23 protein-coding genes are annotated in these 26,330 nt (G+C 48.7%); 10 read left to right on the plus strand and 13 right to left on the minus strand.

What is annotated here, in order from left to right; translation table 11 throughout:
- Nucleotides 1-83: 83 nt before the first annotated feature.
- From ITJ87_RS17255 to ITJ87_RS17280, 6 genes are all read right to left on the minus strand, one after another.
- Nucleotides 84-1,121 carry an alcohol dehydrogenase gene (locus ITJ87_RS17255; RefSeq protein WP_117964209.1) on the minus strand — a complete coding sequence of 346 codons (1,038 nt, stop codon included), beginning with the start codon at nucleotides 1,119-1,121 and terminating at the stop codon, nucleotides 84-86.
- 26 nt (nucleotides 1,122-1,147) lie between these two features.
- The gene (locus ITJ87_RS17260; RefSeq protein WP_117964208.1) at nucleotides 1,148-1,945 is read right to left on the minus strand and encodes an RNA methyltransferase; all 798 of its coding nucleotides are present in this window, start codon (nucleotides 1,943-1,945) and stop codon (nucleotides 1,148-1,150) included.
- 51 nt (nucleotides 1,946-1,996) lie between these two features.
- Complete coding sequence (locus ITJ87_RS17265; protein ID WP_117964207.1) at nucleotides 1,997-4,684, minus strand: transglutaminase domain-containing protein; 2,688 nt, start codon at nucleotides 4,682-4,684, stop codon at nucleotides 1,997-1,999.
- A gap of 51 nt (nucleotides 4,685-4,735) precedes the next feature.
- Entirely contained in the window at nucleotides 4,736-5,149 is a 414-nt protein-coding gene (locus ITJ87_RS17270) for a DUF2141 domain-containing protein (protein ID WP_117601676.1), read from the minus strand.
- Nucleotides 5,150-5,175: 26 nt separating this feature from the next.
- Nucleotides 5,176-7,101 carry a TonB-dependent siderophore receptor gene (locus tag ITJ87_RS17275; protein ID WP_117964206.1) on the minus strand — a complete coding sequence of 642 codons (1,926 nt, stop codon included), beginning with the start codon at nucleotides 7,099-7,101 and terminating at the stop codon, nucleotides 5,176-5,178.
- Nucleotides 7,102-7,239: 138 nt separating this feature from the next.
- Nucleotides 7,240-8,130, minus strand: coding sequence for a LytTR family DNA-binding domain-containing protein (locus ITJ87_RS17280; protein WP_117964205.1), 891 nt, complete (start codon nucleotides 8,128-8,130; stop codon nucleotides 7,240-7,242).
- Between the two features lie 232 nt (nucleotides 8,131-8,362).
- On the opposite strand from ITJ87_RS17280, the gene ITJ87_RS17285 reads away from it, so the two are divergent.
- A complete protein-coding gene (locus tag ITJ87_RS17285) occupies nucleotides 8,363-8,503 on the plus strand; it encodes a hypothetical protein (protein WP_165491341.1) in 141 nt (46 codons plus the stop codon).
- Nucleotides 8,504-8,599: 96 nt separating this feature from the next.
- On the opposite strand, the gene ITJ87_RS17290 is transcribed toward ITJ87_RS17285, so the two are convergent.
- The 6 genes from ITJ87_RS17290 to ITJ87_RS17315 all read right to left on the minus strand — a co-directional run bounded on the left by ITJ87_RS17290 (nucleotide 8,600) and on the right by ITJ87_RS17315 (nucleotide 15,111).
- Nucleotides 8,600-8,974 (minus strand): YccF domain-containing protein, encoded by a 375-nt coding sequence (locus tag ITJ87_RS17290; RefSeq protein WP_005832831.1) that lies wholly within the window; start codon nucleotides 8,972-8,974, stop codon nucleotides 8,600-8,602.
- Between the two features lie 37 nt (nucleotides 8,975-9,011).
- Nucleotides 9,012-10,118 (minus strand): DNA polymerase IV, encoded by a 1,107-nt coding sequence (dinB, locus tag ITJ87_RS17295; RefSeq protein WP_117964204.1) that lies wholly within the window; start codon nucleotides 10,116-10,118, stop codon nucleotides 9,012-9,014.
- 31 nt (nucleotides 10,119-10,149) lie between these two features.
- A complete protein-coding gene (locus ITJ87_RS17300; RefSeq protein ID WP_117974328.1) occupies nucleotides 10,150-11,496 on the minus strand; it encodes an MATE family efflux transporter in 1,347 nt (448 codons plus the stop codon).
- Nucleotides 11,497-11,719: 223 nt separating this feature from the next.
- Nucleotides 11,720-12,808, minus strand: coding sequence for a 2-aminoethylphosphonate--pyruvate transaminase (locus ITJ87_RS17305; RefSeq protein WP_117600516.1), 1,089 nt, complete (start codon nucleotides 12,806-12,808; stop codon nucleotides 11,720-11,722).
- Between the two features lie 36 nt (nucleotides 12,809-12,844).
- The gene (phnX, locus tag ITJ87_RS17310) at nucleotides 12,845-13,639 is read right to left on the minus strand and encodes a phosphonoacetaldehyde hydrolase (protein WP_117964202.1); all 795 of its coding nucleotides are present in this window, start codon (nucleotides 13,637-13,639) and stop codon (nucleotides 12,845-12,847) included.
- Between the two features lie 14 nt (nucleotides 13,640-13,653).
- The gene (locus ITJ87_RS17315) at nucleotides 13,654-15,111 is read right to left on the minus strand and encodes a DUF5690 family protein (RefSeq protein WP_117600419.1); all 1,458 of its coding nucleotides are present in this window, start codon (nucleotides 15,109-15,111) and stop codon (nucleotides 13,654-13,656) included.
- Between the two features lie 112 nt (nucleotides 15,112-15,223).
- On the opposite strand from ITJ87_RS17315, the gene ITJ87_RS17320 reads away from it, so the two are divergent.
- The 5 genes from ITJ87_RS17320 to ITJ87_RS17340 all read left to right on the plus strand — a co-directional run bounded on the left by ITJ87_RS17320 (nucleotide 15,224) and on the right by ITJ87_RS17340 (nucleotide 21,174).
- Nucleotides 15,224-16,105: a hypothetical protein gene (locus tag ITJ87_RS17320; RefSeq protein ID WP_117964201.1), complete on the plus strand. Its 882-nt coding sequence runs from the start codon at nucleotides 15,224-15,226 to the stop codon at nucleotides 16,103-16,105.
- Nucleotides 16,106-16,202: 97 nt separating this feature from the next.
- Nucleotides 16,203-18,143, plus strand: a complete 1,941-nt coding sequence (locus tag ITJ87_RS17325; RefSeq protein WP_061412306.1) for a heavy metal translocating P-type ATPase — start codon at nucleotides 16,203-16,205, stop codon at nucleotides 18,141-18,143.
- A 5-nt stretch (nucleotides 18,144-18,148) separates the two neighbouring features.
- On the plus strand, nucleotides 18,149-18,583 hold the full coding sequence (locus ITJ87_RS17330) for a Fur family transcriptional regulator (RefSeq protein WP_005831909.1): 435 nt from the start codon (nucleotides 18,149-18,151) through the stop codon (nucleotides 18,581-18,583).
- 71 nt (nucleotides 18,584-18,654) lie between these two features.
- Nucleotides 18,655-20,295 carry a sigma-70 family RNA polymerase sigma factor gene (locus ITJ87_RS17335; protein ID WP_117964200.1) on the plus strand — a complete coding sequence of 547 codons (1,641 nt, stop codon included), beginning with the start codon at nucleotides 18,655-18,657 and terminating at the stop codon, nucleotides 20,293-20,295.
- An 81-nt stretch (nucleotides 20,296-20,376) separates the two neighbouring features.
- A complete protein-coding gene (locus ITJ87_RS17340; RefSeq protein WP_098031974.1) occupies nucleotides 20,377-21,174 on the plus strand; it encodes a bifunctional 2-polyprenyl-6-hydroxyphenol methylase/3-demethylubiquinol 3-O-methyltransferase UbiG in 798 nt (265 codons plus the stop codon).
- A gap of 199 nt (nucleotides 21,175-21,373) precedes the next feature.
- On the opposite strand, the gene ITJ87_RS17345 is transcribed toward ITJ87_RS17340, so the two are convergent.
- Nucleotides 21,374-21,859: a helix-turn-helix domain-containing protein gene (locus ITJ87_RS17345; RefSeq protein ID WP_008665278.1), complete on the minus strand. Its 486-nt coding sequence runs from the start codon at nucleotides 21,857-21,859 to the stop codon at nucleotides 21,374-21,376.
- A gap of 378 nt (nucleotides 21,860-22,237) precedes the next feature.
- Here ITJ87_RS17345 and ITJ87_RS17350 point away from each other — a divergent pair, with 378 nt between their 5' ends.
- The 4 genes from ITJ87_RS17350 to ITJ87_RS17365 all read left to right on the plus strand — a co-directional run bounded on the left by ITJ87_RS17350 (nucleotide 22,238) and on the right by ITJ87_RS17365 (nucleotide 26,164).
- The gene (locus ITJ87_RS17350; protein ID WP_117710131.1) at nucleotides 22,238-23,530 is read left to right on the plus strand and encodes a site-specific integrase; all 1,293 of its coding nucleotides are present in this window, start codon (nucleotides 22,238-22,240) and stop codon (nucleotides 23,528-23,530) included.
- Nucleotides 23,531-23,532: 2 nt separating this feature from the next.
- Complete coding sequence (locus tag ITJ87_RS17355) at nucleotides 23,533-24,552, plus strand: hypothetical protein (RefSeq protein WP_117710132.1); 1,020 nt, start codon at nucleotides 23,533-23,535, stop codon at nucleotides 24,550-24,552.
- Between the two features lie 221 nt (nucleotides 24,553-24,773).
- Entirely contained in the window at nucleotides 24,774-25,082 is a 309-nt protein-coding gene (locus tag ITJ87_RS17360; RefSeq protein WP_117748935.1) for a DUF3853 family protein, read from the plus strand.
- An 11-nt stretch (nucleotides 25,083-25,093) separates the two neighbouring features.
- On the plus strand, nucleotides 25,094-26,164 hold the full coding sequence (locus tag ITJ87_RS17365; protein ID WP_117710134.1) for an AAA family ATPase: 1,071 nt from the start codon (nucleotides 25,094-25,096) through the stop codon (nucleotides 26,162-26,164).
- The last annotated feature ends 166 nt before the right edge of the window (nucleotides 26,165-26,330 follow it).

Raw genomic sequence — 26,330 nt, forward strand, 5'->3', positions numbered from 1 at the left:
GCTGAGAGAAGTTAGGGCTTGTCCGTTTTTTTTGCAGACACAAAAAAGGCCATCTCAAACTCATTTTGAGACAGCCTTTTTTTCTATCTACCCACAATCGCCACCTTTATCACCCCCTCCAGCCTATTCTCAAAAATACGGTAGGCTTCATCAATTTCCTCTAATGGGAAACGATGTGTGATAAGCGGTGTGGTATCTATCTGCCCCGCCGCTATCAGGCGCAGTATCTCGGCACAATCGCACCCATCCACACCACCGGTCTTGAAGACAAGATTCTTGCCATACATCTCCGGCAAGGGCAATAACTGAGGCTGGTCATAAAGCGCCACAATGGTGACAATGGCATTGGGACGGGCACACTCCCATGCCAAGCGGAAAGTATCTTCCGTGCCGGCAACTTCAAGTACGACATCTGCCCCACCATGGTCGCTATGCTTCCTCACAAAGTCTTTGCAGTTTTCCGGCCCAATGACCAGCACCTCCGGATAATGCTCGCGGACAAAACGGGTTCTTTCGGCCGACTGCTCGCAGACAATAATGTGACGGGGATTCTTCAGCATGGTACAAAGCAGGGTACAAATACCCGTCGGCCCGGCACCGATGATGAGTACAGTATCTTCCTCGGTTATTTCGGAGATACGGGCGGCCCAGAAGCCGGTGGCCAACACATCGCCTACCAAGAGCGCCTGCTCGTCACTTACCGTATCGGGAATACGGTTCAGCCCCTGGTCGGCATAGGGCACACGTACATATTCCGCCTGGCCGCCATCGATACGGCACCCCAAAGCCCAACCGCCATTGGGATCGGTACAGTTGTTCACATATCCGCGACGGCAAAAGAAACATTTACCACAAAAAGTCTCCACATTCACAGTCACACGGTCGCCGGGCTTTACCGACTCAACGTCGGCACCCACCTGCTCTACGATGCCCACCATTTCGTGTCCTACCGTAATTCCGGGTACAGCGCGCGGTACGCTTCCATGCTTTATATGCAAGTCACTGGTGCATATGCTACCCAATGTCACCCGCACAATAGCATCGCGTGCATCCTCCAATACTGGTATCGGTTTCTCAAGCAATCCAAACTTTCCGTGTTCAATATAAGTATATGCCAACATAATATATGTTTTTTGAGTTATCACTTTTAAACGCGAAGTTGCCAGAAAGCAACGGCCGCCGCAGCCGCCACGTTCAGAGAATCGACACCGTGCGCCATGGGGATACGAACCACATAGTCGGCTCCCGCAATCGCTTCGTGCGAAAGACCATCTCCCTCAGTACCCATCACAATAGCCAACCGGGGCTCGGTCTTCAAAACGGGATTGTCTATGGAAATGGAATTGTCCGTAAGCGCCATGGCCGCCGTGCGGAAGCCCAACTCACCAAGCGTATCCAAAGGACCGTCCATCCACGTCCACGGCACAAGAAAAACCGTTCCCATTGAAACTCGGACCGCACGACGGTTCAGAGGGTCGCAGGAATTACGCGTCAACAGCACGGCATCCATGCCAAGAGCTGCTGCCGAACGGAAGATGGCCCCGATATTGGTGGTATCCACCACCCCGTCAATAACCACAATACGCCGGGCTCCCCGGCAGATGTCCTCCATACTCTTCGGAACCGGACGGCGCATGGCACAAAGAACACCACGTGTCAAGACGTAACCGGTCAGCTCGGCAAGCAATTCCCTACCGCTTGTGTAGACGGGTATATCGCCACAACGTTCAATGATTTCAGCAGCATCCCCATAGATGTGCTTGTGCTCACACAAAAGGGCCAAAGGCTCGTAGCCGGCATCCAGAGCCACCTTGATAACCTTAGGACTCTCAGCTATAAACAGCCCTTTGTCCGGCTCAAGGCGGTTGCGCAACTGGGCTTCGGTAAGGGTACTGAAGATCTCCACACCGGGATGAGTCAAAGATGATATTTCGATAATAGGCATCGGATGATTTATTATTTGACAATTACTATTTACAATTCATAGCAGAAAGCCCTATAACCCCTTTATTGTCTTCATCAGTTGTTCTCCCAGTCCGATGGTATATCCTTGCGATACAAAGACCACCCGATTGAAAGTATCGGCTATGATGAATATCGGCAGGCTCTCTTTATGCTTCAACTTCATGCTTTCTGCAATCTGCGCAGCGATACCGTCCGTATCTATACCATAAATAATGGTAGAGGGCAAATCGGGGAATGACTCGCGGGCGAACTTGCCGGCTTTGGCCTCATTAGGGAACAGCAACACCATCTTACGCCCCCACTTCTCCAAATCAGCCTTGAATGAAGCGATATCGCGCAACGCATGATTGGTTGGCTCTTGGTTGACACCCAGAATGCCTACGACAAAGTAACCGCGCCCACAAGCCTGCAGCAGACTCTGCCGGGCTGCGGAGCCGGCGTCCGGCAGCGGAGTGAAGAGAGACTCCGAATTAAAGTTCCCGATAACCTGCACCTCATCCTCGCTCTCGCGCATCACCAATTCAATTTCCGTTGTCTTCTCCGGCAGAATATTGAAAAAGGTGGTTTTAGAAAGTACCGTACCGCTGGCAAGGCGTGTACCTGTCACCAAAACATAACCTCCGGCCTCCAGAGCAGTTCCTTCCCTCAGCAGGCTATTCCAGGTAGTACCACCGCCCATATCCGTATCGCCTTCGTCATAAGAAAGCAACTGTAAACTACCCTGCGGAGTCAGTTTGGAAAGGGTGAAATGAGAATAGTATTTCGGGTTGTCCAACGAACGGATAGGCTTATAGGAAGCCACTAACTTTCCCTTCGAAGCAATTCCTTCCGCCATAAAGACCGGCTCTTCCGGATGATGGTTCAAGTCCACATCCGTCACACCATCATCCCCTATCAACTGTACTTTGCCGGTCACTCCGTTGATACGGGCAGGGATTGCCATGCTGCGTGCCATGGAGACGAAGAAAATGTCACGGCTATGGGCATCAGCCACACGGGCCTTCCAGACCCCTTCTGGAGAAATGGGAGCCCCTCCCAGATTACAGTCATTGTCTACCCGGATATTTTGGGCCACCCATGCCACCAGTTTCATCGGTTCTGCCTTGTATGCCTCAGCATCTTCCTTTGAGACGGCTTTCTTGAAAAAGCCTTTATAGGGGGTCAGCATCTCGTTGCTTACGCGTGGATTGCGCACATATCTGCGGAAATGGTCGGCATTCTTGCACATACGGGATTGCATGTGGTCCATCAGAACTTCCAGCGTAACGTCGCGGAGGTCTTTTGCCGAAATCCGTTGGAGCAGGTCCAGACCTCCTCTTTTGGACTTTTCAGAGCGCAACCGTGCCATGAAGTCGGCAATGACCCGGTGGTTTCCTCTGGAAGCGACCAGTATCCGTGAAACGGCATCTTCGTCGAGCTTGTACTGCCGGGCAAAATAACGTGCTGTCTCATCCGTCATGAACATAGACACATAAGCGTTGCGGATGGAATCTTCATGAACCATGCGGCGGTCGTTCGCCGCACGCTGTTCGGGCGTAACCGTCGGTAACTCCGCATTTTCGGGTGGCGGCACAAGTTCAAAATCTACCGCATGGCCGTCACCGACAGTCTTGTCCATCTTCACTGTCAGTTCATGGTCCTTGCCGAAAGACAGTTTGGCATAGCCGAACTTTCCGTCTTTGGAGGCCCATACCAGCATGTCGCCTTTGCCAGCCGTCAAGGAAGCTTTTCCCTCTTCATCACTCTGTTTCCGGGCCACAGTATAGAACTCCGCATAATTATAGAGTTTGAACTCCACACAGGCATCAGATACCGGATTGCCTTGCCCATCCGTTACCGTAACGGTGGACTTGGCTGTCGCTGCATAGTTACCGATTACATTGATTTCCGTATAAGTAGGAGTGACGGACATCACTTCCTCCGCTCCTTCATAACGTCCGAAGACCTTGGTATGCATCAACATACCGCGACTGGCCGGAGCATTGAACCAGCCAAGGTTGAGTACCGGTTCCGGTTCGCAGGCTCCAAGAAAATACCATTTCCCGTCTGCCCATGCTTCTACCCACGCATGATTGTCGTCCGTATGCGCCCACCGGGGGGTGTAGACCTGACGGGCAGGAATGCCCACCGAACGCAAGGCGGCAACCAGCAAGGTAGATTCCTCACCACAACGCCCGTATGCCGTGCGTACCGTTGCCAAAGGCGAACTGGTACGGGCATCGGAGGGAGTATAGATAGCCTTCTCGTGGCACCAGTGGTTCACCTCCAGAATGGCATCATAAAGGGACAGAGACTTGACACGATTCTTCAGTTCTTCGTAAAACACTACCCGTGCACTATCCAGATGCTCATTGTTCACCCGCACCGGAAGCACGAAATGACGGAACACCTCCTCGGGCACCGTTTCTCCCCAAGGCATTTCCTCGGCCGCCTTCCGAGAGGCTCGCACATTCATCAGATGAAATTCGCCGGGGTAGTCGGTTATGTCTGCCAAAGGCATATAGGCATAGAGAAACTCCAGTGCCTCACGCTCATACGGCGTCAGGTCCGCATCGAAAATAGCGAACAAATCACCCTGCGGTAACCTTTCCTTTTTTTGATTGAAGTCCTGCTCCACACGTTGGCGGTAAGAAGCGTCTGTAATGAAAGAACGTCCGCCACAAGAGGACAGCAGACATACCACTCCAAGAAATCCCAGAAGTCGTGCAACTCGTTTCATAATCCTTATTATTGAGGTTGAGCCACAAAAATAAGGATTATATTTCAATTTTTACTTCAGATGTATCACCAAAGTCATGTCTCCGGAGAAAATGAAGCTACATTTGGCATAGGACGGAGGCCCCATCATGCCTTCGGCATCATTGCTGAAACCAAACTTCTCCGTAGGGATGCCAAAAGCCCCGCTATCCAGCTTCCCGTTTCCATTCTCATCCTGGAAAAGGGAAATGGCATACGTGCCCGCAGGAAGTCCCTGGCAAGGGATGGAGAGCGACGTATCTTTTACATCTATCCGGAAAGCGGTCAAGGGTTTCTTCATGAACGCCTCTTCCGAGTTATAGAGGGCGACGTAGAGATGTCCCTCCACCTTTTCAATGTCACGCACTTCAATGGTCAGGTTCTGAGCAAAAAGCATCTGGGCAACACTTTGTAACACAAACACTAAAAAAATAATCATTGCTTTCATCTTTGTTCTTTTTTAAAGAGTTATCATTAGAAATTGGATACATCGTAAGCAGCCTTCTTCCCCAAAGTGACGTACACTCCTACATAAAAGAAACGGTCTTGGGAAGCCAGGACAGCCTTGTTGTCTACTTTGCCAAACTCATTCTTGCGACCGAGGATATTGCTGGCGGAAGCATGGATAATCACCTTCTTGCTCGCCAGAAAGGTCACCCCTAAATCCAAGCTATTATAAGGCTTCACTTCATCGTTCATCAACCCCGGCAGCAATGGATTATGATAGGGACGCCCCGTGCTGAAACGGTTCGTTAAGCTGATGATGGAGTGAAGACGGGGCAAGGAATATTTCACAACCAATGCCGCGTTATGCCGAGTGGCATACTGGGGAATGGTCAGCTCGGAACAACTCTGATATTTACGCTTGGAAATGTTATACGTATAGGACAACTGGTATTCCAGATTCTTTATCGAAATCCGGTCGCGGAAGAACAAGTCTACACCTCTGCTATATCCGTATCCACCGGAAGTCAGAAGTACACTCCCCGTTCCAGCATCTGTTTCTTCCAGAACCAAGCGGCTATAGTCTTTATAATAAAGTTCTGCCTTATAGAAACGTCCTTCATAACCGTATTGCATCCCCAGATTATATTGCATGCACACCTCGGACATCAACTTCCGGTTACGTACCAACCAGTCATTTTCGGGCAATTGCGTGTAGCGGCCCACTATGCCAGAGAGCATCATATCCCCCAAATAGTAATTTACCGCCAGACGCGGAGAAAAATTCATCTTCCGGTTCAGAGAAGTGTACTCCGTACGGAAAGACAATTCTGCCTTCAAGCGCTCCAGCGGATAGTAAGCAGCCGAAAAGAAACCTGCACTGATAGTGGGGGACATTTGGTTGGCATCGTCTATGTCGGAGTATAGATAACAATTCCGATAGTTACGGATATAACTCTCCACCCCCATATCCAGGTGGAATACTGACGAGAAGCGCCTAGACATCTTAGTCTTCAAATGCAACTCCCACTGGCGTTCCAGCCAATTATCTCCCGAAACAGCAGCAGCGTTGACCTCCCGATTATAATAGGAATAAGCAGCCCCTGCAAACCAGTCCCATCCACCTGCCGCACGATAGCGAAAGGTAGCATTGACGTAGATGTTGTCTTCGGCCAGAGCGAACAATCTGCGTTCATCCCCCTCATAGGCAGAAAAGTCTGTCCGGTCATATTGCGCATAGATCTTAAAAACCGTCGCATCGCCGGGGGTATGACGGAACTGGGTGGCACCGGAAAACATCCGGTAGGGCCGCTCAAATTCTGTCCGTCCGGAATAAACCTTGTCATATAAGCTCAGATTCTGGTAATTCAGATCGACGGACAAGGAGCCACGGTCCAAAGTCTTGGTACCGCCCCCGCCCACACCGACTACGGAAGCATTCACGCCCACCTTATCCACTTTACTATAATCCTTGGTTTCTAAGGGCAGAACAGCCGAAAGAGCCTCTCCGTACTCCTGCGAAGCCCCGCCGGAAGCAAAATTCACCCCACTGAACATGAAGGTGGAATAACGACTACGCGAAGGGGTATTTATTCCATTGGAGGTATAGGGATTCAACACATGCATCCCATCAATGAAGGTCTGTGTCTCATAGCTGCTCCCACCACGTACCAGTAATTCGCCGGTCTCCCCCTGCACCTGCGTACCGGGCAAGGTCTGCAATGCCTTGTACAAATCACCGTTTGTACCGCCCACCGTGACTAGTTCCACCGGATGCATATCGCTCCACCTGCTATTGGCGGCAGGAGTCTTTTTCCCTCTTACCACCACTTCGTCCAGACCTATACTATCGATATTGAATGTCAGACGCACGGTATCCGTCACCGACTTCTGCGCTACGGAAGCTTGTACAAAGAGAAGTCCGCCCGTCATTAAAAAGATTATTTTCCACTTCATATCTTCATGTTCGTTATGTTTTCCTGCCACAAACATAAAGGAAGGACACGGACAAAAAAAATATCCGGGACAGACGACCCGGATATGTGACGAACAACCAACGACTTGTGACGAATGGCGTATCTCTGTGACGAATAGCTACCGCTTTATCTTGTTTTCTATCAGTGCTTTCACCTCCTTGGCATAGGCACGTGAAACAGGAATCTCCTCTCCATCTCCCTCCAGCCTCAACCGGTATCCTTGAGAGTTTCCGTCCACTTTCACCACCTTGCGGGCATTCACCAGAAAGGCTCTATGACACCGGATAATGAAGGGGCAGGCAGCAACCGCCTCCTCTGCCTGCTTCATCGTGGCACGCAACATCTTCCGGGTACTCTCTCCCTTCAGTCGATAATCCACCTTCACATAATTTCCTTCAGCCTCCGCATAAAGAAAATCTACGGCCTTCACTTCCAGCATATCTTTGGTGCCACCGGAAAACACCAACACTTCCTCCGGAGAAAACTCCTTACTTTCCGCCCCAACCTCTTGAGATGCCCTCTTTGAAAGGTGGCAATTTATCTCCATGGCTTCTTGCAGATTACGGGTCAGTTGCAAATTGCGATTCCACAGCAAGAAAAACACGACTGGAAAAGGTGCCAGTACCATTACCCAAGACAAAGCCAGAAAAAACAACCGCTTGTCCAGCCACATACCCATCAACCATGAATGATAGACCCAAATTCCCACCGCTATCAGTAACAGCATCAGCAACACGTCCAACACGTGTTTACCCAACGTCCAGTTCTGCTCTTTATAATAGGTGGGAAACAATGCCGGAAGCAGGTAAGTGAAGATGCTCGAAGCACCCGCCGCTATAAGTGCCGAACCGGCAACCACCCAAAATACACCTTCCTTTATCCGGGAAATACCGAAAGGTTGGAGTATATATAGTATCAGAAATATAATGACCGAAGGTATCACCACCGCTTTCCAACGTTGATAAAACATGGGATAGGGGCTCCGCCAAAGTTCTGTCAGTTTATTCATAAGTATTACCTCTCTTCTTTACATGGTAGTACATGCAAAGATATGTAATATATTTGTTATATACGGATTGCAAAATACAGTATTTCTAGAGAAAATGAAGAAAGAAACATAAGTTTTTATGTTATAGAACATATTTATCGCAAACATTTCGTATCTTTGCAGCGTTATAAGATAAAAGAAAAGATATAAAACCCGCTTTCCGAAACGCGGAGAGCACAAAAAGATGAGAATTATGAAAAAGAATGCAAATGAAATTTTTATGTTACAGTACCAAATCAAACGCTATCAAGCAATGGGTAATGGAACAATGTGCCAAACACTGAACGGTAAACTACAAAAACTGCTTGCAAAGCAGCCCCTTGTAACCATGTAAAAAAACACCTTTAAATACAATGAATGAAGGGCGGAGAACTGAAAAATTCCCCGCCCTTCTTCTTCTCTGGCATATTCCAAACCAACAGAAAATAACTCAAGCCGCAACAATATCCTTCCCGAAAGGAGTCAATGCCAGCCCTGCCAACTTAAAATGTTGAATACCGAAAGGAATGCCTATAATAGTGATGCACAGCAACAACCCGAATCCCAAGTGCGAAAGGCAAATCCAAATGCCGCCCAAGAATATCCAAAGAATATTCATCAGCACATAGAGGCAACCGTTGGAACGTTCCCCGCTACGAACCTCTTTGCCGAAAGGCCACAAGGCAAGGCTTGCCATTTTCAAGGTCTGCATGCCGAAAGGGATGCCAATAATGGTGAACATCATCAATAAACTTGCAATAAGATACTCCACAGCAGTGATGATACCTCCAAACATCAACCACAAAATATTCATAAAACAGCCCATAGCTTTCCTTTTTTTAATACTGAACACAAATATAGCATTATTTATTTGAATGGTCCGTCTCCCAGTCACTAAATTCAAAACTCAGCTGCTCCCAGACTCCTTTCTCCTCCCCCTCTTCACGGGGGTTGGAAACGGAAAGCCCAATCAAACGGATAGGATGATGTTCATAATCCACTTCCTGCAGCAATTGCTTTGCCAAAGGCAGAATCACGTCAAGGGCAACCAGCTCCTTTGTTTGGGTCATACTGCGGGTAATCTGGCTAAAATCATGAAACTTGATTTTCAGCGTCAGCGTATTCCCGCGGAAATTGGCGTGCTCCAGTCGCCCCACCAGCTCCACTGCCGCATGGTACAACTCTATAATGACGGATGAACGCTTGCTGATGTCCTTCTCCAACGTATGTTCACAGCCCACAGACTTGCGGATACGGACAGCCTCTACCGGACGGGTATCGATGCCACGGGCAAAATCATAATAGACTGTCCCCACTTTGCCAAACTCGCGGGTCAGCATTTCCAAAGACTGCATGCGCAGCTGTTCCCCGTTGTGAATCCCCAAGGTGTGCATCTTCTTCGCCGTTACCGGTCCCACTCCCCAAAAACTTTCAATGGGCAGCCGGGCAACAAAGTCCAGTGCCTGGGCAGGATGTATGGTGCAAAGCCCGTCCGGCTTGCGGTAGTCCGAGGCTATCTTGGCAAGAAACTTATTATAGGATATGCCGGCGGAAGCCACCAGATTCAACCTCTCCCGCACCTTCCGCTTTATCTCCTTCGCGATGTCCACAGCCAACGGAATGCCCGGTTTATTCTCCGTCACATCCAAAAAAGCCTCGTCCAGCGAAATGGGCTCGATGACATCCGTATATTCATGAAAGATTTCGTGTATCTGGCGGGAAACGGATTTGTAGACTTCCATCCGTCCCGGGATAAAGATAAGTTGGGGGCACAGCCGCTTTGCCTTCAGTGACGACATGGCAGAACGCACCCCGAAACGCCGTGCCTCGTAACTGGCTGCCGCCACCACTCCCCGCTCCTCCGCATGGCCCACGGCAATGGGCTTGCCCCGCAATGCAGGATTATCACGCTGTTCTACGGAGGCGTAGAATGCGTCCATATCGATGTGTATAATTTTTCGTCCGGTCATTCTTCTTTCAACTCCCCGATACAAAGATACACTAATTTTTCTTCATCCGAAGTATCCGCCGATAGACATAAATGAAGGCTGGTATTAAAAAGGCATCTGCAAAAATCCATGCAGTAGGGTCACCAAAACACACGGCCAGATAGCCGAAAGCCGGAACAGCCAGCAGGCTGACCAGTATCCGGGCAATCATCTCCGAGACACCGGAAAGCATAGCAAGATTGGTATATCCCACCCCCTGGATAGTGTATCGCAGGATGCAGAGCAGTCCCAAAACCGGGAAAAAGGAAACGGAAATGTGCAGGAACAACTCCGTATTCTTTAAAATCTCCAACTCAGAGGCATCTACAAAGAGCAGGGCAAAAGTCCTGGCACCGAACATCAGTACACAGAAAGTGAATGCCCAATAAACAATCATCATCAGTGCGCTTGCCTTGACTCCCATCCAGATACGTTCCGGCTTGCCCGCACCGTAGTTTTGCCCGCTATAGGTGGCCATTGCCATGCCCAGACTCTCGAAAAGACACATGAAAAACATCTTGATACGCATGGCTGCCGTGAATGCAGCCACACAAGCCGTACCCAAAGCATTATTGGCGCTTTGCAACATAATGCTGCCAATGGCAGTAATGGAAAATTGCAGTCCCATGGGTACGCCGATGTACATCAGTGTGCGTGCCAAAGCACCGTCGAATTTCCGCTCGGCAGGCGTTGTCTTCAGAATGTCGAAACGACGCATCATATAGATGTAGCACAATATGGCCGAGACGCCTTGTGAAAATACGGTAGCGATGGCAGCTCCTGCCACTCCCCAACCCAGTACCAGAATGCAGAACAAATCGAGCAGGATATTCAGTACTGTAGAGAGAAGTAGAAACCAAAACGGCGTCTTGCTGTCACCCAATGCACGGATAATACTGGACAGCAAATTATAGAAGAAAGTAAAGGGAACCCCGATAAACGTAACAAGCAGGTAATAATAGGCTCCCGTGAATATGTTCTCCGGCGTACTCATCATGTGCAGAATATCTGCACAGTAAATGCTGGTAACCACGGCAATGACAACAGACATCACCGCAGCCAGCTGCAGGCTGATAGCCACATAACGGCGCATCGTGACATAATCCCGCGCACCGAACTTTTGCGCCACAGGAATGCCGAAACCTCCGCAACAGCCATTGCAGAATCCCAGAATAAGAAAAACGACCGAAGTGCTTGCCCCGACTGAAGCCAAGGCGTTGATACCCAGAAAGCGCCCCACGATGGCTGCATCCACCAATGAATAGGTCTGTTGCAGCAGATTGCCGAGCAGTAAAGGCAAAGTAAAGTTGAAAATCAACGGAAGAGCCCGTCCTTCCGTCATTTCTCTGGATGTTGCCATAAATCTGATACCTCCGAAATTGGGTGCAAAAATACGAAAAGATAGCGTTTACAGACTTGACGAAAGTCAAATTTAATAGGGAAGCTTAAGGAGAAGGAAGGCGAAGGATAAATCGTTCCATCGTGGGGGAAATATTATTCCACCACTAGGAAAAAATCGTTCCACCATGGTGGAACGATTTTTCCTCCACGATGGAACGATTAAATCTATGCAGATTCGGAGCTTAGTATTTACACTCGCGAATTATCTCTATCAGCTGCCAGAAATCTTCGGGATGAACATCTCCGATATTGCCGATACGGAAAGTGTCGGCTTGCGAAATCTTTCCCGGATAGATGACAAATCCACGCTCTTTCAGTTGTGTGTAGAAAGCTTTGAAATTGAAATCGGCATGAGGATAGAGGAAAGAAGTAATAACGGGCGATTGAATCTCGTCCGGCAGCAACGTTTGGAAACCGAGGGAACGCATGCCGTCCACCAGCACGCGGTGGTTCTCGCAATATCTGTTGTGACGGGCCTCCACACCGCCCTCCTCTGCCAGTTCGTCCATGGCTTGCTTGAAGGCGCGGACCACGTGTGTGGGAGAAGTAAAACGCCATTTGCCATGTCCTTTCTCCATGGCTTCCCATTGGTCGTAAATGTCGAGAGAGAGTGACTTGGAGACGCCCTTGCAGTGCAACAGCTCGGAACGGCGAGCGATGATGAAGCCAAATCCCGGAACGCCCTGGATGCACTTGTTGGCACTGCTGATGAGGAAGTCTATGCCCAGTTCGTGTACATCGAGGGGAACACCGCCGAAGCTGCTCATGGCGTCTACAATCAGTTTCTTGCCGTGCATCTTGACGAGGTGGGCTATCTCCTTGAGGGGATTGAGCACGCCGGTAGTGGTTTCGCAATGCACCACGGCAACGTGAGTGATTTCGGCATTGTGCGAAAGATAGTCGTCAACGTAGCTGACGGAGACTTGCTCCGTTTCGTCAAAAGCAAGCATGTCGTACGAGATGCCGTGATACTCGGCGATGTTGCCCATGCGGTCGCCATAGGCGCCGTTGCTCAGTATGAGAAGTTTGTCGCCAGGCTTGATGACGCTACCGATGACGGCTTCCACACAGTACGTGCCGCTGCCTTGCAGGAGGATGGAAGTATAGTCGCCGGTATGCTGGGTGGCGAGGGAGACGAGGGACTTACGGATTTCTTCCACAATGTGGAGGTTGTAGTCTTCGTCCCAGGTACACCAGTCGGTCAGCATGGCTTCCTTGACAGTTTGTGAGGTAGTAAGGGGGCCGGGGGTAAGGAGAATGTAGGGTTTCATATGCATTGAGTTTTTAAGTTTATACGTTTATAAGGGTTACAAAATCTCAAGTTTACGGTTTATCTCGGCGATGACTGCGGGAAGCTCGGCAATGGTATCGACCACATAGTGGGCACCGGCGGCAAGCATGCGGCGGCGGACATCGGCCTTACGGGCTTCGAGCTCATCGGCAGGCAAGGAGGAGACTTCCTCTTGTGTCAGTCCCAGTTCGTTACTGCCGAGGACTACACCGACGGTCCATGCTTTGGCATTGATACCCTCCTTGATGTCGGCGATGGTATCGCCATACTTCAACACACAATCTACGGAGGGGATGGCGAGGTCTGCCATATTCTTATATATCATGTAGGGAGCAGGACGGCCTGCAGGCAACCCGTCGGGAGTGACACAATTATCTACCGCATAGCCTTTGGCAGTGGCGGCAGGCAGCACAACATCCATCATAGAGCGGGTATAGCCGGTGGTGGAGCCAATGCGGACGCCTTGCGCACGCAGTGCGGAAATCGTTTCCACCACACCGGGAATAGGGTCGGTATAATCTTCGAGCGAGGCAAACAACACCCGTTGGAATTCGGCATAACGTGCCTGCACGTCTTCCTCACCGGCGGGACGGCCGAATTTCCGTTCAAATTCCGCACGGACACGCTCTATATTGAACAGCGCACGGATTTCTTCTACTTTGGTCAGCCCCATGTGCGCACGTGTTTCGGCAGCAGTGACGGGAACGCCGATGGCCCGAAAGCTCTCGACAAAGGCGGCGACGGGAGCAAAGCAACCGTAATCGACGGCAGTTCCTGCCCAGTCCATAATGATACATTCAATTCTTTTCATACGATATATTATTATTATTCAGTCTCAAGAAGCAAGGAATTGCCCGGCCGGGACCAACGGCGCAAACGGAAAAGGGAAGAGCCCAACGGTCCCGAAGCATTCTCCTTGCGATAGCGCTGCACCAGGTAGACAGCCGAGCATAGGAAAGCCACGCTGCACACAATGCCTACATAGCCCGACATCAGGTTATAGAAATCCAGCCAGTTGATGTCCGGATTGAAGAATTCCTTGAATACCAATACCACCACCGTACCGGTATACCCGATAAAATCGAGTGTGACGATAAAGAACCCCACATTCCCCTTGATGCGGAAGCAGGCGATGAAACGCTCGAAGAACAACGTCTGAAAGCTGAGGTAAACAGTATAGAGCGACAAACTCTGGAGGAACAGCCACGTCATGGGTGGCAGTTGCAACCCATCGTAATTGAAGGCCACGAATCCCAAGGTCGCTGTGCCGCACGTCACAAGCACCAGCAGCAGGCACAGCACCTTTATATTACTCCTCACCGCGGACATCAGCCCGAAAAGCAACAAGATAATCAGTGTCACCACCGCATCTACCTTGGCAAATGCCCACGACGACAGCCCCACCGCCTCCACATCCAGAATCTTCACCAGGAAGTCCTCCTTGATGTCCTGCAAGACGGTGATGAACAAGTTTGCCGCAAACAGCATCAGCAATACCGGCATGAAGCTCTTGAAGAGGTCCGCACGCGCCCTGCCGTCCAGCGTCACCCGTTCCGAGCGCAGTGCCCGGTCTGCCGCGGTAGGTTGCGGCATTCTCGTCATCAGCCAGCCCAGCAACGACAGCAGCGGGAAGGCAAAGGCACCGATAAAGGCAGGCATCCAGAACTCACTGATGTGGAGATGCTCCATCACAAACAGCCCGACAGACTTTGCCGTGCCCGAACTGATGGCAATGCTCAGCCCCATCAGGCTCGCCAGCAGATCCGTCACCCGCCGCCCCTCGAGGAAACTGAAAATCACTCCCCACATGCATCCCAACGAAAGCCCGTTGAAGAACAGCGCAAAGACATTCAGCGGCCGGGGCAACGCTCCGAACAGCACCAGCGAAAGCTCGGCCACCGCCACCGAGAGGATGATGAACTTCAGACGGTTCTCCTTCTTCAGTTCCGAAATTACCTTGATGCCAATCAGCTTGGAAATAAAATAGCCGGAAATCTGCACGATGCTGGTTGCCGTCTTGTAATCCATCCCGAAGAAGTCGAGCCCGTCGAAGCCCGCAGCCGTAAACGGCTTGCGCAGCGCATAGACCAGTGAATAGGAAAGCAAAGCCGCTCCACCCGCCCAAAGGATGAATAAGGCATCAGCCAGTCTCTTGCTCTGTATTATCTGTTTTTTCTCACCGTTGAACATAGTGTGTTGTTTAAATTCGTTCTTGATTTCGGTGGCAAAGATAGAGGCGGGCGCTGACAGCAAAAATGAATTTCCATTATTAATAAACTTCATGAAAACAGCCCTTTATTATGTAACATTAATGAAATATTTATGTAACGCCAGCATAACATCCGCACCTTTTCTTTGCACCCATTTAAGTAATGTATCATAGAAGCACACCCTTATGAACGACCTTTTAGACATATACAAACGCATCGAATACCTCCGCAACAAAGGAGTGAAAATGAAAGAAATGGCAGACCACACCAACATGGCGGCGAGCGTCCTCTCCTCCCTCTACTCCAGCGTCCTCCCCACCTACATCAGCACCCTGCGGAAAGGCAGTACGGAGGAAGAATCCCTGGACTACGCCCTCTCCCAAGTGAACAACGTATCGAAGAAGCGCCTCCTCGGCTCCCTCAAAGAACTGAAGGAACAACTTTTTGAGCTGGAGCCTGCTCCAGCCACGGGGCAAAAAGCCAACCCTTTCCTCGACATGCTGACCGAAGAGATGCTCCACTCGGCGCAGGAAGTGTACAATTACAGCGGCATCTACATCAGTTACAGCCTCTCTTCCTCCTCCAATGCCTTAAAGGTGGAGCCTTACCTGATAACCCCTGCCGACAGCAACGACCACGTCAAAGTGGTGCACATGAGCGCCTACAACACCACCCACTTCGGCACTGCTATCTTCAACAACCACCAGAATGCCTATATCTTCTTCAACGAACGCGAGGCACCCCAACTGGCCTTGTTCACCATCTACCTGCAACTGCCCATGTACGACTTTCCCCACCTGCTCAAAGGGCTCTACCTCTGTCTGGACTACAACCGCAACCCCATAGCCCGCCGCATCCTCTTCATCAAACACTCGGACAGCACCTCCATGGACGACTTCCTGGAACTGAAAGGCCAACTCATCCCCCAAGACCAGCTGACCGACGAGCAACGCCCCTACTACAACTACACCTGCCAGCCGGGCGACTTCATCAAAACCTGCTCCGTCCCCTCTCCCCTGCTGAACGAGAAAGACCTGGAACGGGAGAAACGGATGTTGGAAATCTAAGATAACCCGGACAGTCCGGGATTTTTCACTTTGCAACCAAGTTGCATCTCCTTTCCGCTACCTTTGCTGCAGAAAATAGAAAATAGGAGGAAACAATATGAGTTGCAAATGCTGCTGCACACACGGACATACAGCGATACAAGAAAAAAGAAACAGTCTGCTGAAAGATTATTGGAGAATCATCCTCTCCGCCCTATTGCTCTTCGGAGGGCTCATCCTGAATGCTACTGACACCACCTTCTTCAAGGGAGAGTATGTACCTTTTATATGGTACTTGCTTGCCTATCTCCCCGTAGGCCTCCCGGTGATGAGGGAAGCCTGGGAAAGCATCCTGCAAAAGGACGTGTTCAGCGAATTCACCCTTATGTCCATCGCCACCCTCGGCGCCTTCTATATAGGCGAATATCCCGAAGGCGTTGCCGTCATGCTCTTCTACTCCTTGGGAGAGCTCTTTCAGGACAAAGCCGTAGACAAAGCCAAGCGTAACATCAGCGCCCTGCTCGACGTACGTCCCGAAACGGCAACGGTCATCAGAAACGGCAGTACACTTGTCGAAGCTCCCCAACGTGTGCAGGTAGGCGAAACCATCGAAGTAAAAGCCGGAGAGCGCGTCCCCCTGGACGGAACGATGCTGGACGAAGTTGCCGCCTTCAACACCTCCGCACTGACGGGAGAAAGTGTTCCCCGCAACATCCGCCAGGGCGGGGAAGTGCTTGCCGGAATGATTGCGACCGACAAAGTCGTACGCATCCAAGTCACCAAACCCTTCGAGAAAAGTGCTCTTTCCCGTATATTGGAACTGGTGCAGAATGCCTCCGAGCGCAAAGCGCCGGCAGAACTTTTCATCCGTAAGTTTGCCCGTATCTATACGCCCGCCGTCACCGGACTGGCGGCATTGATTGTACTGCTCCCCTTCCTCTATTCGCTGGCAGATGCACAATTCTCGTTCATCTTCAATGACTGGCTATACAGGGCATTGGTCTTTCTGGTTATCTCCTGCCCGTGCGCCCTCGTCGTAAGCATTCCGTTAGGCTACTTCGGAGGAATCGGCGCCGCCTCCCGCCTGGGTGTCCTCTTCAAAGGTGGCAACTACCTTGATGCCATCACCCAAGTCAACACGGTGGTATTCGACAAGACGGGTACGCTGACCAAAGGTACCTTCGATGTACAATCCTGCCAGGCACAACCGGGAGTTACGGAAGAGAAGTTGATACAGCTTGCCGCCTCGGCAGAGCGAAACAGTACGCACCCCATAGCCAAAGCCATCATAAGCTATGCCAAACAAAGAGATATAGAGCTGATTGCCACAACGGACGTTACGGAGATTGCCGGCCACGGACTGCAAGCCACTATGGATGGAACGCGTGTCCTGGTGGGCAACACCCGCCTGCTGACTAAGTTCGGGATAGAATATCCCGATGAATTGTCATCAATTGTCGATACGATTGTGGCCTGCGCCATCGGAACAAAATATGCCGGTTATCTGTTGCTATCAGACACATTAAAGGAAGATGCCGTCAACGCCGTCAAAGAATTAAAAGCTTTAAATATCAATAATATTCAGATATTATCGGGAGACAAACAAGCCATTGTTACTAACTTTGCAGAAAAGCTAGGCATCACCCAGGCATACGGAGACCTGCTGCCGGACGGAAAGGTGAAGCACATCGAGGCACTCCGCAGCAACCCTGCCAACCGAATAGCCTTTGTGGGCGACGGCATCAATGATGCCCCGGTTCTTGCCCTTAGCCATGTGGGCATCGCCATGGGCGGACTTGGCAGCGATGCCGCCATCGAAACCGCCGATGTAGTGATACAGACAGACCAGCCTTCGAGAGTGGCCACCGCCATTCATGCGGGCAGGCAAACCCGCCGGATTGTCTGGCAGAACATCTCGCTGGCTTTCGGAGTGAAGCTGCTTGTCCTCATCCTCGGTGCCGGTGGAATCGCCACACTTTGGGAAGCTGTCTTTGCCGACGTAGGCGTCGCCCTCATTGCGATAGTGAACGCCATACGCATACAGAAACTTATTAAATAGAAAAAATGGAAGAAAAGAAATATTTGGACCTATTGGCCAAAAGGGACATACAGCCCACTGCCATCCGCATCCTGGTATTGCGCACCATGATGCAGGCAGGCCGTTCCGTCTCATTGCTCGACCTTGAAACCATGCTGGATACGGTGGACAAATCCACCATCTTCCGTACCCTTACCCTATTCCTCTCCCATCATCTGATACACAGTATAGATGACGGGACGGGTTCCTTCAAGTATGCCGTGTGCAGCGACAGTTGCTCTTGCGACGTAAGCGACCTGCACACCCATTTCCATTGCGAGAAATGCAACAAAACCTTCTGCTTCACCAACATTCCCACTCCGGTGGTGAAGCTGCCTCAAGGATTTACACTGAACAGCATCAACTATGTACTGAAAGGCATTTGTCCGGACTGTGCAGCAGAAGTCAACCGGGAGGCTTAGTTAAAAAATAAAAATCCATGCAGTCATTCATGTTCTTCTCTATCCTTAAGAAATAACATTGAGACAAACACATGGATACAAAAGCTCTTGTCACTTTATGCCAGAAGGGAAACGGGCAGGCCTTGAGCCTGCTCTACGAAAACTATTCAGAGAAAATGCTGAAAGTATGCCTACGCTATATTCCCGACCCAACGATAGCCCAAGATCTTCTTCACGACGGTTTTGTCATCATATTCACTTCCATTCATTCGCTGCGCAACCCGGAGAAACTGGAATACTGGATGAAAAAGATTATGAGAAACCTGGCACTGCAATACCTCAACCATGCCAATGCCAACCCCACCATCCCATTGACAGATATTCCGGAAGAGGAAGAGCCTGCTGAAAATCCTTTTTGTCCGGATTTCATTTCGTACGATAAGATGCTGGATATAGTGGAGAGCCTTCCGGAGGGCTACTGCAAGGTATTTAAACTGGCAGTACTGGAAGGATTGTCCCACAAAGAAATCGGAGATTTACTGGGTATAGCGCCACACTCCTCTTCCTCCCAATTGTTCCGGGCGAAAATTTTACTTAAAAAGATGCTGGCAGGATACCGTGTATTCATTGTTTTGACAGTATTGCTTCTCTTTCCAACGCTGTATGACTATCTGTACAGAGAGAAAAAGAGTATCAGGGAAAACCGTTTGTCCAAAGTTTCTTCCAGGCAAGCCGGGAGTACGCAACAAACAAAGAAAACCGATACTCCCCGAACCGACGAACAATGCTATACCAAAGAAAATCTGAACAAAAGGGAACGAATCATCCCTCCCGTTCCAGTTTCCACAGAATGGCCCCTTGCCATACCCACAATGAAAGATAGTATCCACAAATATCCCATACCTTCTCCATTCACCGGACAGACCATCACCAACCGACAGATGGCTTTCGTCTTCTCCCCTTCCCTGATGCCGCCAACCCGCAAGAAGAAATCCGGAAAATGGAAGTTGATGCTGGCAGGTTCACTCGGACCGCAACTGGCACAGAACTTATATAAGCTGATTGCCACTCCACATACCGACGGCATTTCAAGTGACTTCCCTCAACAAGTCAGTACGTGGGAAGAGTATTATTCTTATCTGCACACCCGCTATCAGCAAGGTACTCTGGGAAAAGATTCCATCGGACTCATGCAGATTGCCCAGAATAACAGCGGCAGGATTGTTGAGAACCAGCAGCATCATGCCCCCATCGTCGTGGGACTCTCTCTCAGCAAGAAATTGAATGAGCGTTGGAGTCTGGAAACCGGATTGCAATATACGCTTCTCAGGTCGGAGTTCACTACCGGCGAAGCATTCCGCATTCAAGACAACCAGAAGCTACATTATATCGGCATCCCTCTCCGGCTTTCCTACCGTTTCTGGCATTACAAACGTTTCTCCGGTTATGCCACGACAGGCATGCAGGTGGATATCCCCATAAAAGGGACACTCCAAAGCTTCCATGTCACGGACAGTATTCCACACAAGCTCGGCAGTCATCCGGTAAGTGCTCCCTGGCAGTGGTCGGTCAACACAAGTATAGGCATACAATATCACCTCACACCCCAGGCAGGCATCTATCTGGAGCCGACTGTAAACTATTACATCCCCGACGGCAGCCAACTGCGCACCATCCGAAAGGAACACCCGTTCACATTCACCCTCCCGGTAGGCCTCCGCATTTCCTGGTAAAAAAACGATGCGCCACGCAGTCTTTTACCCGACTGATTATCTATTTATATGGATAATCAAACTCAAGAAGGAACAAAGAACATGCAGAAACGACATACCGACCGGGAAAGCTACTTTGATGAACAGTCACAGACCAGCAAGAACTATTATATCCCCTACATAAAGGAAGTCATCGGACACATCCCCGATAAAGTGCTGGAAGTGGGCTGTGGAGAGGGAGGCAATCTGCTTCCCTTTGCCAAAGCCGGTTGCCGGGTGATGGGCGTAGACATTGATGCCATGCGAATAGAGCAAGCCAGGACCTTCTTCACCCAAAGGCATCAGCAGGGACAGTTCATTTCCACCGACATTTTCCAGCTTGAGGACAAGGCTACGAATTTTCCCCTGATTCTTCTACACGATGTGATAGAGCATATCAGAGACAAAGAACGGTTCCTCTCCGGCCTACAAAAACATTTGTCTGCCGACGGAGCTGTATTTGTAGGATTTCCCGCCTGGCAAATGCCATTCGGAGGCCACCAGCAGATAGCACACAGCCACATTGTTTCACATTTCCCTTTTCTCCACCTCCTTCCCCGCACTTTATACAGATGGATATTAAGACTATGCGGTGAGCAGGAACGCGTAATCACGGAGCTACTGGATATAAAGAGCACCGGATGCACCATCGAACTGTTCAATCGCATCGCCCGGCAAGCCAACTATCAAATCATTGACCGGAGACTGTACCTTATAAACCCACATTATAAAATCAAATTCGGCTTGTCCCCACGAAGGCTCAACGGAGTTATTGCTGCTATCCCGTACATAAGAAACTTCTTTTGTACAAGTTGCTTTTACATATTAAAGAAAGGGACTAAAACTGTTAATCACTACTGATTTCCCAGCTTTAGAATTGATTCCGAACCATCAATTTAAGATTATATATTCAGAAGAAACCATTAAATTTTTGAATAGCTCTGATGAAAGAGGGGGTGTAGAAACCCTCATAAACTAAAAAATCACCCTCACTGCAGATGGTTGTAGCGAAGGGGATTTCAATAAAAGAGGAACTTGCACTTCTTCCCTTTTAATGTTTTTACATCGTTACTTGGTTCATTACAGCCTCGTCAGGTGTCGTTCCTATTTCATCGGCAAATAATATGTGGGTGATAGACCCTCTCGGGGTCGGAGTTTCGATTTTAATTCTTTGACCTTGGTACATCTCCGGAATATCCACCAGCTTACATCTATGGGCTTCGTTATTGCCAAAACTGACATAATAATCTTCCCCTATTACCAGCTTTACAGGTTTACGTTGAGAGAAATGAGTCGGACAAACAGAGCTATCCACTTTTATATCTATCACAAAACCAAGAGCGGATGTTACCTTAGATAGTATATCAATGCTCACATTATAAGCCCCTTTCTCTATCTTGGCTATATTAACACGATTAACACCACAAAGATTAGCCAATTCCTCTTGGGTCATATTTCTCTTCTTGCGAAGAATGGCTAACCGACTACCAATCCGTTCACGTTCTTTCAAAATCTTCTCTGTACATTTTCCTTCGTGAATTTTCATAAATCTGTTGCAGAATTTAAAGTGTTGCCCCCACTTCTAATAGTTATTGGTTTTTGAACAGACAAAAGTAGATATTAATTTTGAATTGTAGCACATTTACTACAACCGTTTTCTAAATGAATATAAAAGGTAGGGGGAGTAGAAGAAAAGAGAAAGCCCCTGAATTACTGGAATTCAAGGACTTACAAACTTCTTTTTACTATATCCGTGGAGCTGGAGGGTGTCTCTCGAACCTTTTTATAAAATCTCACAGAACATCAAATATCATATAATCAGTTATTTATCTCTTTCTTTCATTAATCTAAATATCTCTTAATATCATTGTATATCTCATTTTTCGGGTGTATTTTTGGGTGTCATTTTCAAACACACCCAATTATGAATATTAAAAGAAATATCATTTTTGCACCGGAAAGCCGCAAAAAAGACGGTATTCCAGTTACAAAGAATGTGCCAATCCGTATGCGTGTTATCTTTGCCAGTCAGCGTATCGAATTTACAACGGGATATAGAATTGATGTAGAAAAATGGGACACAGACAAGCAACGGGTTAGAAACGGTTGTACCAACAAACTAAAGCAAAGTGCATCCGAAATCAACGCAGAACTATTGCGGCAATACACCGAAATACAGAATGTGTTCAAAGAATTCGAGGTGCAAGATGTAATACCCACCCCTGCACAAATTAAAGAAGCGTTCAACCTAAAAACAAAAGAGGAAAAAAAAGAAAGCCATGAAGAAAAGCAGAAGGTTGAATTGGATTTCATGAAAGTTTTCAATGAATTTGTTGCAGAATGTAGCAAACAAAATGACTGGTCTTCCTCAACCCTCAAAAAGTTTGCAACAGTCAAAAAACACATTTACACATTTGACCCTAATACTACGTTTGACAGTTGGACGGAAAAACATTTCAATGACTATATAGAATTTTTACGTACAGAAAAAAACATGCGCAACACTTCCATTGCCAAACAAATCAAGTTCGTAAAATGGTTCTTACGTTGGGGTAATCGAAAAGGGTATCACCAAAACATGGCTTATGATAAATTCACGCCTAAAATGAAAAGTGCACCAAAAAAAGTGATATTCCTCACCCAAAATGAAATAAATAAACTAAGAACCTGCCCAATACCACCAACAAAGAAATACCTTGAAAGAGTAAGGGATGTATTGCTATTTTGCTGTTTCACAGGATTACGTCACTCCGATGTGTATAATTTGAAACATAGTGACGTTAAAAACGGTCACATCGAGGTTATTACCATAAAGACAGCAGACAGTCTTATTATTGAATTAAATGATCACAGCAAGGCAATACTCGAAAAGTACAAAGATGTGCCGTTCCCTAATGACAAGGCATTGCCAGTTGTAAGCAACCAAAGAATGAACGAATTTTTAAAAGAACTGGGACAACTGGCAGAAATAGATGAACCAATACGAGAAACATATTATAGAGGAAATGAACGAATAGACGAAGTTACACCTAAATACGCATTGTTAAGTACCCACACTGGAAGACGAACATTTATTTGTAATGCTTTGGCGCTTGGGATTCCAGTACAAGTAGTAATGAAATGGACGGGACACAGCGATTACAAAGCGATGAAGCCCTATATTGATATAGCGGATGAGATTAAAATCAATGCCATGACTAAATTTAATCTGATATAACTATGGACGAAAGAATAACATCAATGATACCCCGCTACGGGAAACTCAACAAGATATACACCGAAATAATGTCCGGAGGCAGTTTCTCTTTTGAGAAGCAACAGTTCATTTCCGGTTTTTACAGAGAGTACGGGGACACGCAGACCTTTGAAACCGCACTTATCAGCCTCATACTTGAAATGGACGCTACACACTATTCCGTACTCCTGAACAGCCTGAAACGTGAGATTGAGAACAATATATCGACCTACAATACCTGCAAGGAGTTTTTCGACCGTCTCGATACCGGATATGTCTGCCGACAGCATGAAAGCCGTTTTGACTGGGGCATTGACAGACAGATGAAAGTCACAAATGAATATTACCGGGAACTCATGGAAGCCAACGGCTCTTTGGAGGCGGTAGGTTTCAGGGAGCACGACCGTCAGGAAGAGGAGCTTTTGGAAAGAAGGTACGAACGGTGCAAACGGGAATACGACAAGGAGAAAGCCAGGCTGGACGAACTGTACAAGCAAAAGGAGCAGGCAAAGCGTGAAGCCCTGCAATGCCTGAAAAACCATTGCGGGGATATTTGCAGGCTGAGCGGCTCACTATTGGCTATCCTTGAAAAATACCTGACAGACCAAAAGAAAAAGGAGGGAGAAGAAAAGGAAGCTGTCACCGCACAGACAACCCCGCCCACCTACTTCCCCATGAAACTCTTGTCAGCCGTTTACGAAAAATGCAACGGTGAGCAGTTCGAAGCCGTTTCCGAATTGGACTTCTACGCCAACATGAACCTGCAACCATACGAAAGCAGACTGAAAATAAGACCGAGGGAGAAGGCACGTGTATGCTATCTCATTTTCCTTATGGGTGAAACGCTACCCAAGCCGGACAGAGAAAAATGGAAAGAGGACATCATGAACCTGCTGGGAATAGACGATACATACTACAAGTCAAAATACAAAGAGCCCGTTTCCGATTTTCCCAGTGACAGCAATCAGGAATTTGCTAAGGAAATGCGGTCAATATTCCGATAGCCGATGATATGTCCCGACATTCCACGACACAACCACTTTTACCACTCAAAATAATTTCTACCACTTTTTATTACTTACTGATATTTAACAAGATAGCGTGATACCCCAATCACGCTATCCACATCCTTACCACTCGTACCCGGGACTAACTTTGCACTGTTCGAACGAGGTAAAAAGCCCACGCGCAGGGCTTACAGTGTAAACTTAATCATATCAAGAAAATGGAAGTGAAAGAACTTTTATCAAAACCCGTATGGCAGATGACGGGCGAGGAATTCATATTCCTGAACCGCCATGCCTTGCAGGAAAAAGAAATGGGAGCAGCGCAGCCCGTAGCCGACAAGGACAAGAAATACGTGTACGGGATAGGCGGCATAGCCCGGCTGTTCGGGTGCAGCATACCCACCGCAAACCGTATCAAGAAAAGCGGAAAGATAGACAGAGCCGTCACGCAGATAGGACGCAAAATCATCGTCGATGCGGACATGGCACTGGAACTGGCAGGACACAAAAACGGGGGACGCAGATAAGGAGGCAGGCTATGGAGTACAGAGAAAGAAAAGAGGTCACGCCCGAAGAGGCGGTGATACTATGGCAAGCCTCACGGCTCGACCTTTCGGATGACTACGAGAAGGCACCCGAAATCCTGAAAGTGCGGGGCTCCGTCATAGGCACGCTGGGCAATTTCAGTGCGTCAATCGGAAAAGCCAAAAGCAAGAAAACATTCAATGTTTCCGCAATCGTGGCGGCTGCGCTGAAAAACGGAACGGTACTAAGCTACACGGCTGAACTGCCCGAAAACAAGCGGAAAATACTCTATGTGGACACCGAGCAAAGCACCTACCACTGCGCAAAGGTGGCAAAACGGATATTGCGCATGGCGGGACTACCCACAGACAGAAACCATGAAGACCTTGAATTTCTCGTCCTAAGGAAATACACGCCCGAAGAGCGTATAGCAATCGTAAGGGAGGCAATCTACCGAACCGAGAATGTAGGGCTGGTAATCATTGACGGAATACGGGACATGGTGTATGACATCAACAGTTCCGGCGAGTCCACAAGAATTATCTCCCTACTGATGACATGGACGGGGGAAAGGAATATCCACATCCATACTATCCTGCACCAGAACAAGGGGGACGAGAACGCAAGGGGGCACATCGGAACCGAACTCAGCAACAAGGCGGAAACCGTACTGCAAGTGGAGAAGGACAGCAAGAACCCCGACATAAGTACGGTCAAAACCGCACATATCAGGGCGGTGGATTTCGAGCCGTTCGCATTCCGTATCAATGAGGAGGCACTGCCCGAACTGCTGGACGGCTATCAGTTCAAGGAGAAGGAGCCGGGCAAAGGGAGGAGGAAATTCGACCCGTACAAGGATGTCACCGAGCAGCAGCACCGCATCGCACTGGAAGCGGCATTCACCCTGAAAGACGAATACGGCTACAAGGAACTCGAAAGGGTATTGAGGGAAACCTACGCCTCTGTCGGTGTCATGCTTGGCGGAAACAGGGTGACAGACCTCATTACCGTATTGAAGAACAAACGGATGATCGTGCAGGAGAACGGCAGGAAATACACCTTCAAACCCGATTTCCACTATTAGCGGTATTGCATGGAAACCACTTTACTTTAGTCACGTACTATATATATACGGAAATAAAGTAAAGTGGATATAGCCCGTAATATATAGAAAAGGTACGGGCAAAAACAAAAAAGACATTTGCACCACTTGACAAGAAAAACAGCATGACAGCCCGGAAACCGCTTTA

Source organism: Bacteroides sp. HF-162, assembly GCF_015679285.1.
GTDB lineage: Bacteria > Bacteroidota > Bacteroidia > Bacteroidales > Bacteroidaceae > Bacteroides > Bacteroides uniformis.